This is a genomic window from Indolivaga capnocytophagoides (assembly GCF_036511535.1).
Classification (GTDB): domain Bacteria; phylum Bacteroidota; class Bacteroidia; order Bacteroidales; family Dysgonomonadaceae; genus Dysgonomonas_A; species Dysgonomonas_A capnocytophagoides.
Window position 1 is genome coordinate 2,083,512 of sequence record NZ_AP028867.1, and the last position, 13,299, is coordinate 2,096,810.

Sequence of the window (13,299 nt, forward strand, 5' to 3'; positions counted from 1 at the left end):
TCATTCGTTGAGTAAGTTAAAATATGCACGGGCAGTTTTGCTCCATGTATAGTGCCCTGCTATTAACTTGAGAGCCTCACGATCCATCTGACGGATCATGTCGATCTTCCAGCAAATCATTTCCTGATTATCGAGATCCTGTGGAGATATTTTCACATCATACCCCTCAGCCAGCTCGTTATTGACCTGATTATCCGAATTTGTTATCACAGGACATCCCCTATAAAAAGCTTCGAGCAAAGGAAATCCAAATCCTTCAAATTCCGAATAAAAGATTGTAGCAAAAGCATTCCGGTATAAGCCATCGAGATTTTCGTCACTCACATACCCCAAATATTCTATACCATCCATTTTCTCAATGGTGGACAAAAATACGGTCGCCTCTTTTTCACAGAACTCGTTTACAGCTCCGGCTATTTTTAATCTAAACTCCGGATTTTTAGCTTTATATGCCTTATATATTTTTAAAGCTTCATATAATTTTTTCCCTTTAGGATCTATACGCCCGACAATCAAAAAATAAGGAGCCGAATTATCGTCTGAAATCTCAATCGCAGATGATTCCGCAAAATCTATTCCATTATGGATAACGGATAAACGCCCTTCGAATTGTTTACATGGAAAATATTTAACAATCTGATCTTTCACAAACTCCGAAATGGTTACAATTTTATTCGCCCTCTCAATAACCGAACCGATCATCTTTTTACGAAACCATGTTCTGATCAATCCAAATTTATTCTCGATATCAAACTCATTAATATCATGAACGATAGACACCGCATTAGTTATGCCTTCACCAATCACCGAATCGGCAAGAAATAAAACATACTTAGCGTCTTTCACATAAACGGTCTTCGCGAACTTCCGCAGAAAATACATTTTAGAAGGAATCGTTTTGTCTAATTCCGCAGGGCAGACAATATCGACACCGTCAATGTTAATCTGAGGCGAATTATTCAAAACATTGTTATTCGTGATTAAGGATACGTTGTATCCATTCTCTAACAATAAAGGGCAGAGATGTGTTAAGAGCTTTTCAGTAAAAACCCCTACCCCCAATTTAGGACCGAAATAACAAGCGACTACCGTTATATTTTTATTTACCTCCATTCCTTTTATTCTAAATCAGTTAGCATTATTTATTTTTCCAAAAGGTTACAAAAGTAACAATCTCAATGTTCAATTATCAATAAACAATTATCAGTGGTAATTCTTCATCGTTCATCACTTACTGATCATTGATAATTGTTCAAAAGGTTACAAAGGTAACACACTTTATGTACACTTTCTGATGTTCCTTTTTTCCTTTTCAGCTGATGACTGATGTTCTCTATAGATAAAATTCCGACTTCTTACCCTTCATCTTTTCAAATAAATGAATCCAATCCGGCATCACATTATCATGCAAAAAGCGTTTGATATCAGCATGAGCCATATTTCCCTTCTGTTTTCTAAGTTCTTCGTTTTCGATCAGAGAAATAATCTTCTCTGCAAAAAGATTGACCTCTCCAACAGGAACAATATATCCGTTCCTATCATTCGAAATAATCTCCGATGGGCCGCTCGGACAATCAAAGGAGACACAGGGCAATCCGTATGCCATAGCCTCAGCCAAAACCAGACCAAAACCTTCATACAGTGATGACATCACATAAATCGATGCCTGCTGATAAGCATCTTCTATATTCTGTACGGGATTGTGCAAAAATACTTTACCGCTTAAGCCTTCTATCTTAATCTTTTCTGCAATAGAGTCATATTCACGGCCTTCGCCATAAATATCCAAAACCCAATCGGGATGTTTTTCATTTACTATCTTCCAGATATCTACCAAATGATGAAAAGCTTTCTGCGGAGATAACCGTCCCACGCTTATCACACGTTTTTGGCTGTAAGAGCTATAATTTTCAGGATAAAAGGAAAGCACATTCGGTATAACCTCTACATTCGAAAATTCGCTCCAACGCTTCTTATCTTCTTCGGTCAGAACAACAAAAGCGTCATACTTACCCACATAGCGGTATTTGTTCTTCTCTCCCCATAATGCTTTGAGACGTGTTAAATAAGAGACAGGTAATAAACTGTATTCTATTTCTTTATAAGGACGGCAGAAATGAAACTCTGCTATTTTACGGCTTCCGTCGTGAATACGGGGTAAAATAGTAAATTCATGGGTACATGTAGAAATACATATATCTGGCTTTAGTTCATTCAAAACCTGTTCCAGCCTCTCTTTATGGAGTTTTCTCTTTCTTATCTGGCTGAAGACTCCTTTTATAAATGATTTTTGTTGTAGTTCTTTATAATTAATGCCAAGATCTATAAAGCGTATGGCTGTGGAGAAATTGAAAAAATTAGGACGCTCTCCCCTATCAGTCGTTATTATGGTGATATCATATCTGCATACATCAGCCAGATAATTAGCTTTAGTGCATATACTGCGCTCCATACCTCCTGATGATGAGGAATCTATCATACAATATACAATTTTCATTCTTCTTCCGTTTTTCGTTCGACATCAAAGCCGTCTTCTATTCCATAGCGGTAACGATACATCAATACCCAAAACAGGTTATTGCCGATAATTACACAGAACAAAAGCAAAGACTCCATCAATCCGTATACCAGAAAACTGACCATCACCGCAATCACAATGTAATTTTGCTGTTTTACAATATTCTTCATGGCGAAATAATACAGCCAGACAAAATACACAAATAACAGAACACCCGCTTCGAAAAGCAAATGCATATAGGTACTGTCGATAATAATACGGTCAAATGCGGTTGTTCCGAAAAGGTATTGCAGAGGAGACAAACTTTGCAGCAACTCGTTATATAAGGCAGGACGAGTACTGAACAGAATATTAATCTTCGGATAATCATTTGCAAATATTCCAAAGTACAGTGACAGCAATGTAAAAACAACGGGCAAAGCGTATAATATATATCTGGAATAGCCTATATGATAATCACGTACCGACCTCTTTCTTAGACCATAATAGACAAGCACAAAAACAAAAACAACCACCGCAAAAAGAAAACTTCGGGAATCAGTCTCCAGATAGAAATAAGTACTAGCCAGAAGAAGCCCTCCCAACAATATCCACATAAAGTTGCGGTATTTCGACAAATAACAATATAAAACGAGAGAAACAAACAGCCCCCAATAATAAATCATTGCAGTATTGGGATGCCCGTATCCAAAATCACTTCTGACACGTATTATACTGAAAAAATCGGATTGAATAACATGCCCTGTTCCAAAAACAAGCAGCATACCTACCGCAGTTGTTCCGAGAATCAGTATATTGAAACGAAGGTATTCTTTCAGATTAAATGTAGAAACACATTGCATTATAATTAACGGAGTGAGTACATTGAGCTTATATTTCGTAAAATCGAAAACCGAAATCACAATGAATATTCCCAGCCAATAGAGGTATTCTTTACGCAGGGATGAATAATCGAAAGACAGCAGAAAAAACACAATTGTCAATACAGAGAGAATCTCCATCCGGTCGTTTAATACCACCGTAAATAGAAATCTGAAATTGAGTATCAACAACAGGATAAATAAGCTGGGCTTTCGTATTTTCTCAAGAATATCATTCATCGCCTTACCCTATCCTTAGTTAACCAACATTGTACACCCAGCTGTATCTGTTGTATATAATTTAATCTGAGACGTTTTGACACATCTGCAACCCATTTCCAATTATGATAGCATAATTGCACCAGTCCTATTGCCAGTATAGCCCCACTAACACCCAGATCAAATACAATAATCAATACGGGCATAAGTATAAATATTGCAACGGCAGACACAATAGCAGCCGGCATATAGGGTACTTTATTACTCGATGATATCAGATTGATGGCCAAAGCCTGATTGGAATCAAGCAGATATACAACGAACAATAACAACAGAGGTTCTGCAGGCAGCAGGGTAGTTCCGCTACCGATAAGCCTTAATCCCCAGTTTCCGAATAGAAATACAGCGGTACATCCCGAAATATACAGAATAAGCATCAATACGAGACTTTTAGTATATATCCGGCGGATATTCGTATAATTATGAGTAATCCAACTTTGGGCAACATAAGGCAGATAACTGGAAAAATAGAGTAAAGCTATAGTCGTCAACACATTTATAACCTGTAAACTCAATCCGTATTTAGCGATTGTAGCAAGCGGAATAAAGAGTGATGCATAAAATAAACTGCCTTTAGTCGAAATATACATAGACAGATTAGCTATACCCTGTCTGTATGTATTTCGCCAGACTACCGACATCATATTTACCGAAGATATTTCTACATTTTTGAGAATATGTCTTAAACCATCTTTGTAGGCCATTAACCTTCCGGTCAGAAAATTAACTACTCCTGAAATGCAATTAGCTGCTACAACACCCAGTATCCCATACCCAGAGAACAAGAAAATATAAGCTAACAACAGGTAAATTGTCCTGTTGATAATCATCAGTTGATTGTGTTCTTTTATATATCCACGTCCTTGCAGAATACTATAAAAGTTGATGCAGTAAAAACCGAATACAGTACTGGCGACATACAACACCCACGAATATAATACAACCGACTGATCAGGAAAATCCCTTGTCAGATAATAGATATATAATGAACCTGCTGAAATCAACAATACGCCCATCCCCAGCGAGACATAGACATAAAAGCGTTGCATAGCATACAAAAGAGATTTTATAAACGGATAGTTGGCATCGGGCAATACCTGAGCTTCTTCATCAACTCCGTCTTCCAATAAAGAGGTTGCCCCTCCGAAAGCATAAGCTATATTTCGGGAAAAAGAATTCTGGAAAACGATTCCTATAAGAGTGGAAAACATTCCCAGATTAACAAATACATACCAGACTCCCAAAGTACTGGATGGTAGAAATTTAAAAATAGCAGGCAAAACAAGAATATTAGCCCCAATATTACATGCTTGAGCCACATATCCCCATATAACATCTTTGCGGGTGATAACTATCTTACTCAAAATGATATGCTATTTCTTGTTTACAGTACTGTGCTGATGTCCGTACCCATATCCATAAGCAGCTTTGGTTGTAGTGCCATTGATTACGATCGACATCTTTTTCAGTTTATCTTCATTTACTATCGATTCGGCAAATTTCAGATGAGATTTATTCGTATAGTTTGCCCTAAACAGGTAAACCGTTGCATCAGAAACCCGATCGAGACTGAAAGTATCCGATACCATCCCTACAGGAGCCGTATCTACAATAACGTAGTCGAAATTAGCCCGCAGGTAATCGAACATTTCATCCAGACGATCATTCAATAACAGTTCAGCAGGATTGGGAGGAATAGGTCCCGCAGGCACAACATAAATATTTTCGTGCAAATCGGGTCTGTGAATAACTATCTCCTCCGGTTTCATATCATCCGATGCCAGATAAACAGTCATTCCATCCTTTCGCTGAATAGATAAATATTCGCTCAATTTAGGATTACGTATATCCAAACCTACAAGTACTACTTTCTTCTTTTTTATCAATGAATAAGACAAAGCCAGATTCACCGTAAAGAAAGATTTTCCTTCACCTGAGATACTCGAAGTAACCAATATCACCTTCTCATGCTTCTTCATCAAAAACTGAAGATTGGTTCTCACCAGGCGGAACAGTTCAGCCGTAGAAGTGCTGATTCCTTCGGCTACAGCAATATTCCCTGCATTTTTATCCAAGCAGATCTCACCCAAAACAGGAACCGATGTCGCCTCTTCGAGTTCTTCTTTCGACGCTATCTTAAACTTAAATACATCTATCAGATAAAGAATAATTACAGGCAACAGCACCCCCATAAGCAGAGCTATAGCCAATATCATCATCTTTCGGGGGGCAATCGGCTTCCATATATTATATGCACCATCTATCACCTTTGCCTTGGGTGTAGTAGATGCCAGAGTAAGCTGAGTTTCTTCCATCTTGGTCAATAAGAAAACATACAAATCGGATTTAACCTGACGTTGGCGTTCTATCTCGATATATTCACGCTGCTGTTTTGGCATCCCCGACATTTTAGACTGCATTTCACCTTCCAGACCTGCCCAATCTTTTTTACGCATAGTCAAGTCTCTTTTTGAGTTGCTTACACTGGTCTGCACATTCTTACGGAGCAAGTCGATCTGTTCATTCAGAGAAATCAGTACAGGATTGCTTTCTTTTGTATTTTGAAGTAAGCGGGTACGTTCCAATACAGCACTGTTATAAGCTCGTATAGCTTCCATAGTTCCAGGTAGAACTCCCGTATTGGTAGGTATCAGTTCGTATTTATTCCTCGGATCGTTTACATACCTATCGAGCATCGAAGCAATGTCCATCTGAATATTAGCCTCGGTTGTTTTCTCTTGCAGATCATGATACTTATCAATAAATGCTCTCGACTCTATGGCAATATCTGTTATACCGTTATCCCGTTTGAAGGCTTCCTGCTTTTTTTCTATAACACTCAACTCTGTGGCAAGCAAATCAATACGATCTTTAATAAAAGAAGCAGTATTTTCGGCTTCCTCATTCTTTTCCAGTTTGGCATCTTCATTATAAAGTTCCACCAGTTTATTCAAAATATCCCGCCCACGCTGACGATCTACATCTTTTATCCCCAGATAAATAATATCTGATTTTTCAGTAGTTGGCGCAACAGCTATGCGGTCTTTAAACTTTTCGGCGGCATAATCCAACCCGTATAAATTAACATCGAGTTTATAAGAGGTTTTACCAATTGATTTCCCTGAATATTTAAAATGGAAACTTCCGTAAATAGTCTTCACATCAGCCGGTAATGTAGAAAAGTTATATTCTCCTATATTTTTGTCATCTGCCTCAGCTTTTATTTCTACCGACTTGTCGTCATTTACCTTCACCGTAAATTCAATAGGCATTGATAAAGTATCCATCACACTGCGAGGTACATCCAAAATAACAGGAGACGAATTGTACAAAGATTTATCAAACGGAAATTTTTTAAGGTCGTATGTAGTATGCAGACCGAGACTGTAAATCATATCCCGCATATGGCTCTGTGAACTGATAACAGCCGATTCGTCAGTAATATTATCCGATCCGGCAATACTGCCTAAACCAAAACTCCTCACAAGAGACGATGCTATCTTTGCCCCCTCCTCTTCTGATCTCAGTTTTATGTTCGATAATATATAGTAAGTAGGGTCTACCGTTTTAATGTATGCTACAGCAACAAATACACACAAGACAATGGATATCAGAAACCATTTCCAATGCCGGCTGTATTTGAGAATAACGTCCCCTACATTTACAAATTCTGAATTATTTTTTTTACTCATACTTTTTAACAGCAAGCAGCCTCATTTATTTGACACCGCAATAATTAAAGATACTGTACTGATCACAGTAGTAATAGCAGTCGTAATCAAAGTCAGATTAAACTGCTTTTGCTGGCTCATATTAGCATCTTTCTGATGCTCGTTATTAGATTCAACGTAGATAATATCATTTTGTTGCAGATAAAAATATTTAGAAGAAAACACTTCGCTGCTTTTTGTAAGGTCAAAACGGATAAATTCCTTTTTACCATCATTATCCCTTATCAGGAGAACATTATCGCGCCTGCCATATAAGGTCAGATCACGTGCATTAGCCAAAGCATCGAGCAGAGACATCCGCTGTCCTGTAAAAAAGACCGGACCCGGAGCATTTACTGCACCTAACACAGAAACTCTGAAATTCATGATCTGTACATTTACAATCGGATTCTTCACATAATCTTCCAAACAGGTCTGTAATAAATCAACGGCTTCATCTGTCGATAGCCCTTTCAGCCTTATTTTACCTAAAGTCGGGAAGTTGATCTCTCCCTGTTCATCTACAATATACGACGACATCTTACCTTGCCCCGAAGGCAGGTTAAATGGAGTTACAGCCTGAGGTTCGACCGATGAAACGACAATTGCAAGTTCGTCTCCGGTTTTAATCTGCACCGGATTTAACGAATCATTCATAGCCACTTCTTTTTGTAAATAAGAATCCAGATCCTGAAAATAGGATATATTTTTAGATGAGCCACACGAACAAAGCAATACAGCAAGTACTGCATAAAATGAAATGTGAATTTTTCCCATTAAGCAAAAGCTAGTATTTAACGATATATTATTTCAATTTAGCTATCTGTTACATTTATAATTACCAAAGTAATAAAATAGGTCTGAGACCTTAATCTTTGTAAAAATAACCAAAAGCAAAGATACTTTTTTCATGGTGAGTTCTCTATTTTAACAAGAAAAATTAACGACTATACAAAAAAAGAGGACTTCTGATTTTACTCAAAAGCCCCCTATATGATATATCGAAAAATGTTTATTCTTCCATACCTACCATTTCAGGATCAATCATAATACGTCCGCAATATTCGCATACGATTACTTTCTTACCCAATTTAATATCCATTTGTTTTTGAGGTGGAATCTTATTGAAACAACCTCCGCATGCACCACGCTCGATGGCTACGATAGCCAATCCATTACGTGCGCTTTTACGTATACGTTTGAATGCTTGTAGCAAACGGGGATCAGCTTCGGCTTCAATACCTTTGATCTCGTCACGAAGTTGTTCTTCCTGTTGTTTGGTTTCAGCAATAATTTCGTCCAATTCGTCTTTCTTCTGATGAAGGTCTGCAGAACGTTCCTCTAAGAATGTTTTACTTTTTTCGATCTGTTCTTTTAAAGCTTTCACATTCTGAGTAAATTCTTTAATACGTTTTTCTGCCAGTTCTATTTCAAGAGTTTCAAATTCAATCTCTTTGCTTAGATGGTCGTACTCACGGTTGTTACGAACATTATCTAGCTGTTCTTTATACTTTTCAATTTTCAGGTTACAATCCTGTATTTTTTGTTTTTGTTGCGAAACAGCTGTTTCGAATTCCTTCTGATCCGATTCATTCTTTCCGATACGGGTTTTCAAACCGGCAATCTCATCGTCCAAATCTGCAACTTCCAAAGGTAACTCACCTCTAAGTATTTTAATCTTATCTACTTCCGATAGTTTAACCTGTAGGTTATAAAGCGTTTTCAGCTTATCTTCTACCTGAATTTCTTTTTCTGCTTGTTTCTTAGCCATTTTTATTTAATTTATTCAATTTTCTCGATAAAAAAATGCGGTATGCAAACAGTCGCCTGTTTATTTACCACATCTTATACTTTTGCAGGAGTATATCTCTGCCGTCGTACAACGGATTACTATTTGTTATCCGGATGTAAAGATAATACATTCAGGGCTAATAATTGTATTTTAGCTTCTATATTTCACAAGTATTTTACGGGATTCTCATCAAACTGAGATAAATTGAGTTCCAAATCCGGAAATTTTTCAGATAGTAAATTATAAAAAATATTCTTTGTACAAACTTCCGATTCGTAATGTCCTACGGTAGCCAGCAGTATTTTATTTTCAACATCATAGAAATCATTGTATTTAGCCTCTCCCGTTATAAATATATCCGCACCGTATCCAATAGCCTGAGGTATCAAAAACGCACCCGCACCACCACATAAGGCGACTTCGTGTATCTGTTTTCCTAAATATGGCGAATGCTGAATACTAGACAAGCCTAAAGTATCTTTCAGTTGATATAGAAAATCCTCCTCTTCCATCGGCTCCGGCAATGTACCCACTATACCGCTGCCGGCCTGAGCCCACGAATTTTCGAGCATATAGAAATCATATGCAGGTTCTTCATACGGATGTACAGCCAGTAGAGCATTGAGCACATCGTTTTGTTTATATACAGGAAGAATAACCTCTATACGAACTTCCACCTCTATATGCAGTGCCCCTTTCTCTCCAACAAAAGGATGGGTATTTTCTCCGGCTCTGAATGTTCCCTCACCTGGAACATTAAAACTGCAGGCATCGTAATTCCCGATATTTCCAGCTCCCGCATTGAAAAGTACGGCACGTACACTTTCGACATGCGACTGAGGAACAAAAGTTACCAGTTTAGTTAACATTTTCTTCTGAGGTGCAAGAATTTTCACCTGCTCGAGATTCAAGATTCGGGCAAGTTCATAATTTACACCACCAAAAGCATTATCCAGATTGGTATGAGCTGCATATACAACAATATCATGCTTACATGCCTGAATCATACATCGCTCGACATACGTCTTTCCCGTTAAAGATTTAAAACTGCGAAAAGCCAGCGGATGATGGGATATCACCAGATTACAGCCAAGACGAATAGCCTCGGTCATTACATCTTCCGTTACATCGATACAAACCAAGACACTTTTGGCATCCTGATTTACATCGCCGACCTGAACGCCACTATTATCAAAACTTTCCTGTAATGGCAACGGAGCCAAATGCTCTATCACTGATAATATTTCTTTTATTTTCATAATTCAGTCCGGTAAGTATTTGTATAAGTATTATGGTAGACAAAAAGGTCTGCGACCTTATTCTTTTGCTAAGATAGCCTTTAGGCTTTGAATTTCTTTCTCTAAGGCCTTATTTTTTTCATCTTGCTTTATCACATATAAAGTCAGCTCTTCTATTTTCTGTAATAATTTAGCTTGCATTTCACCCAAACTTACCCCGTTCTCTTTAACTTCCGCTTCCGTTGGAATATCCGGCAAATGCTTGTATTCGTCTATATGAGCTTTGACTTCTTCTAACGAACGAAGTTTATATTCTTTATCGAAAACGAAGTCTGCCCAACCGGTCTCCACTTTTACTTCGGTTGCACGAATGGTACCTACTACGTCCAGTTTGTTTTGAGGATTGTCTGTTCCAATGCCGACATTGCCATTTGTATTAATACCCATTCTATATTGTCCGGCAGTAAAAAATTTAATTCCAGCATATGCACTTTGCCACAAAGTCGCAGAGCCTGTATTCCAAGAATCATGCACCCATCCAAATGAATAATGTCCAATGGTTTTATCTTGATATGTAAAATTATCTTTAAGATTGATCGTCAATCTGTCACCAAGAGGAATAACTATATTTTGAGTTCTAATATCTCCTGCCACATCTAATTTATAAGCCGGATTATCAGTTCCGAGACCAACATTACCTATCTTACTGATTGCTAAACGAAGTTGTCCCTGAGTAAAAAATTTCACACCTCCAAAAGCGCTCATCCTCAATGTATATTCAGCTGGGTTCCATGTATCATACCCCCAATCCAGAGCATAATGCCCTATGACTTTATCTTGATACATAAAATAATCATTTACATTTGTTGTAATCCTGCTATTATCTGATAACACAACATTTTGAAAACGACTTATTCCTATTACATCCAATTTATATCCCGGATTCTCAGTTCCAATTCCAACATTCTGAGTTGTGGTAATTTTCGTCCCTGCATCTTTCCATTGTCCATAAGAAGAAAGAGTTAAAGCTAATAAAATTATAGTCAATGCACTTTTCATAAGTTTTGTAATTTTTGTTTGATCTCTTGATTTTCTTTCTTTATCTGCTGATTTTCTTCTTTCAACTCTATCACATATAAAGTCAGCTCTTCTATTTTCTGTAATAATTTTGCTTGCATTTCACCCAAACTTACTCCATTCTCTTTAACTTCCGCTTCCGATGGGATATCAGGCAAATGCTTGTATTCTTCAATATGAGATTTTACTTCTTCTAACGAACGAAGCTTATATTCTTTATCGAAAACAAAATCTGCCCATTTAGTTGATTCAACTTTTATTTCATTAGCATATACAATGCCGTTTATAAATGCACCGTTAGCTTTTACATTTCCAACAATATCTAATTTTTGAGTGGGGTTATCTGTTCCGATGCCAACATTGCCTAAACGATGAATAACAAATCGGGATTGCCCTCCCGTAAACATCTTCATACCGGCATAACCACTTTGCCAAAGGGTATGACCTTCTTTGTCCCAAGAATCCGAGCCCCATTGTAAGCCATAATGAGGAACATTCTTATTATCATAAGAAAACACATCGGTTTCTTTCAAGGTTAGCACTCCCGATGAAAGAATCATACGTCTTGATCTTAAATCACCTTCGATATCCAACTTATACGCAGGATTATCAGTACCTATACCCACATTCCCTAAACGACTGATAGATAAGCGAGAAGAACCGCCCGTAAACATCTTCATACCGGCATAGCCACTTTGCCAAAGAGTATGACCCTCTTTGTCCCAAGAGTCCGAGCCCCACTGTAAACCATAATGAAACATCTTTTTACTATCATACGAGAATACATTATCATCTTTCAAGGTCAATGCTCCAGAAGAGATGATTACTCGACGTGACCTTAAATCGCCTTCAACATCCAATTTATATCCCGGATTTTCAGTTCCAATCCCGACATTCTGAGTTGTGGTAATTTTCGTCCCTCCGTCTTTCCATTGTGCTTGAGAAATTAAACTCAGCATAGAAAAGCTAAAAAAAGCAATTGTTTTTTCATCGTAAATTATTTTGCAAGTAATTGTATTAAGCTATAAACAAGTCTGAACTTCTAAAAAATAAGGGGCTTCATCAGCCCCTTAATATTTATTAAATCAATCATTAAAATGGTATAAGAATAATACATTCGTTTCGAAAGCATTCTTATTAGAATCTTTAATCTCCATAACTACTCTCATCTCAGTTTTGATAGTTCCTCGTAAATTGAGCAGGCTTAACAACTTCACCCTGATCCTTACTTCACTGTCAACCACCACTGCCTGATTGAACTTCAACTTATCCATACCGTAGTTGATCATCATTTTCAGATTATTCACTTCCACAATCTGATCCCACAAATAAGGTAATAACGAAAGAGTTAAATACCCATGAGCAATAGTATTATGGAAAGCGCTCTTTTCTTTGGCCTTTTCTACATCAACATGTATCCACTGATGATCTAATGTAGCATCGGCAAAAAGATTGATCCTGTCCTGAGTTATTTTCAGATAATCAGACACACCAAGTTCCTGTCCTACATATTTTTCAAAATCTTCGAATGAATTAATTACTACTTTGCTCATATTATTTATTTTACTGTTTTTTTAAGGTCTTTGACCCATTTATTTTTTCATTTCACGCTCGAAGGATAAGCTTATATTACACCTAATATATCCCCGTCACAATGGCATAATCAATAACAGTTCATCTCTTATACCACTCTATTCATAAACAAATATACGCTTTTTACTTAATTCCAAAAATACAAGAGAAAAGCTAACCTAGTAATCTCAACCAGAGATAAAAAAACTTTATTATCTTTGTGCAATCTATCAACACATATTCCAGAATTTAA

The 13,299-nt window shown here is 37.2% G+C and carries 11 protein-coding genes; all 11 read right to left on the reverse strand.

Features of this window, described 5'->3' with window-relative positions; all coding sequences use genetic code 11:
• The 11 genes from AABJ51_RS08645 to AABJ51_RS08695 all read right to left on the reverse strand — a co-directional run bounded on the left by AABJ51_RS08645 (position 1) and on the right by AABJ51_RS08695 (position 13,027).
• The gene (locus AABJ51_RS08645) at positions 1-1,113 is read right to left on the reverse strand and encodes a glycosyltransferase family 4 protein (protein WP_338375568.1); all 1,113 of its coding nucleotides are present in this window, start codon (positions 1,111-1,113) and stop codon (positions 1-3) included.
• A 220-nt stretch (positions 1,114-1,333) separates the two neighbouring features.
• The gene (locus AABJ51_RS08650) at positions 1,334-2,497 is read right to left on the reverse strand and encodes a glycosyltransferase family 4 protein (protein ID WP_338375571.1); all 1,164 of its coding nucleotides are present in this window, start codon (positions 2,495-2,497) and stop codon (positions 1,334-1,336) included.
• Positions 2,494-3,618, reverse strand: coding sequence for a hypothetical protein (locus tag AABJ51_RS08655; protein ID WP_338375573.1), 1,125 nt, complete (start codon positions 3,616-3,618; stop codon positions 2,494-2,496). The genes AABJ51_RS08650 and AABJ51_RS08655 overlap by 4 nt, the downstream gene beginning before the upstream one ends.
• On the reverse strand, positions 3,615-5,021 hold the full coding sequence (gene wzx / locus AABJ51_RS08660; RefSeq protein WP_338375575.1) for an O-unit flippase-like protein: 1,407 nt from the start codon (positions 5,019-5,021) through the stop codon (positions 3,615-3,617). The genes AABJ51_RS08655 and wzx overlap by 4 nt, the downstream gene beginning before the upstream one ends.
• A gap of 9 nt (positions 5,022-5,030) precedes the next feature.
• Positions 5,031-7,349, reverse strand: a complete 2,319-nt coding sequence (locus AABJ51_RS08665; protein WP_338375577.1) for a GumC family protein — start codon at positions 7,347-7,349, stop codon at positions 5,031-5,033.
• A 21-nt stretch (positions 7,350-7,370) separates the two neighbouring features.
• A complete protein-coding gene (locus AABJ51_RS08670; protein ID WP_338375579.1) occupies positions 7,371-8,144 on the reverse strand; it encodes a polysaccharide biosynthesis/export family protein in 774 nt (257 codons plus the stop codon).
• Positions 8,145-8,379: 235 nt separating this feature from the next.
• Complete coding sequence (locus AABJ51_RS08675) at positions 8,380-9,144, reverse strand: zinc ribbon domain-containing protein (RefSeq protein WP_185095096.1); 765 nt, start codon at positions 9,142-9,144, stop codon at positions 8,380-8,382.
• 179 nt (positions 9,145-9,323) lie between these two features.
• Complete coding sequence (locus AABJ51_RS08680; protein ID WP_338375581.1) at positions 9,324-10,418, reverse strand: Nif3-like dinuclear metal center hexameric protein; 1,095 nt, start codon at positions 10,416-10,418, stop codon at positions 9,324-9,326.
• A gap of 57 nt (positions 10,419-10,475) precedes the next feature.
• Positions 10,476-11,456, reverse strand: coding sequence for a hypothetical protein (locus AABJ51_RS08685; RefSeq protein WP_338375583.1), 981 nt, complete (start codon positions 11,454-11,456; stop codon positions 10,476-10,478).
• Positions 11,453-12,433, reverse strand: a complete 981-nt coding sequence (locus AABJ51_RS08690) for a hypothetical protein (protein WP_338375586.1) — start codon at positions 12,431-12,433, stop codon at positions 11,453-11,455. The genes AABJ51_RS08685 and AABJ51_RS08690 overlap by 4 nt, the downstream gene beginning before the upstream one ends.
• A 126-nt stretch (positions 12,434-12,559) precedes the next feature.
• Entirely contained in the window at positions 12,560-13,027 is a 468-nt protein-coding gene (locus AABJ51_RS08695) for a MaoC family dehydratase (protein ID WP_026627991.1), read from the reverse strand.
• Positions 13,028-13,299 lie beyond the last annotated feature (272 nt).

Bases quoted from the DNA above. Each gene is read 5' to 3' on its own strand.
- AABJ51_RS08690 (WP_338375586.1), bottom strand. From the start codon at position 12,433: ATGCTGAGTTTAATTTCTCAAGCACAATGGAAAGACGGAGGGACGAAA.
- AABJ51_RS08680 (WP_338375581.1), bottom strand. From the start codon at position 10,418: ATGAAAATAAAAGAAATATTATCAGTGATAGAGCATTTGGCTCCGTTG.
- AABJ51_RS08655 (WP_338375573.1), bottom strand. From the start codon at position 3,618: ATGAATGATATTCTTGAGAAAATACGAAAGCCCAGCTTATTTATCCTG.
- AABJ51_RS08665 (WP_338375577.1), bottom strand. From the start codon at position 7,349: ATGAGTAAAAAAAATAATTCAGAATTTGTAAATGTAGGGGACGTTATT.
- AABJ51_RS08670 (WP_338375579.1), bottom strand. From the start codon at position 8,144: ATGGGAAAAATTCACATTTCATTTTATGCAGTACTTGCTGTATTGCTT.
- AABJ51_RS08650 (WP_338375571.1), bottom strand. From the start codon at position 2,497: ATGAAAATTGTATATTGTATGATAGATTCCTCATCATCAGGAGGTATG.
- AABJ51_RS08685 (WP_338375583.1), bottom strand. From the start codon at position 11,456: ATGAAAAGTGCATTGACTATAATTTTATTAGCTTTAACTCTTTCTTCT.
- AABJ51_RS08695 (WP_026627991.1), bottom strand. From the start codon at position 13,027: ATGAGCAAAGTAGTAATTAATTCATTCGAAGATTTTGAAAAATATGTA.
- AABJ51_RS08645 (WP_338375568.1), bottom strand. From the start codon at position 1,113: ATGGAGGTAAATAAAAATATAACGGTAGTCGCTTGTTATTTCGGTCCT.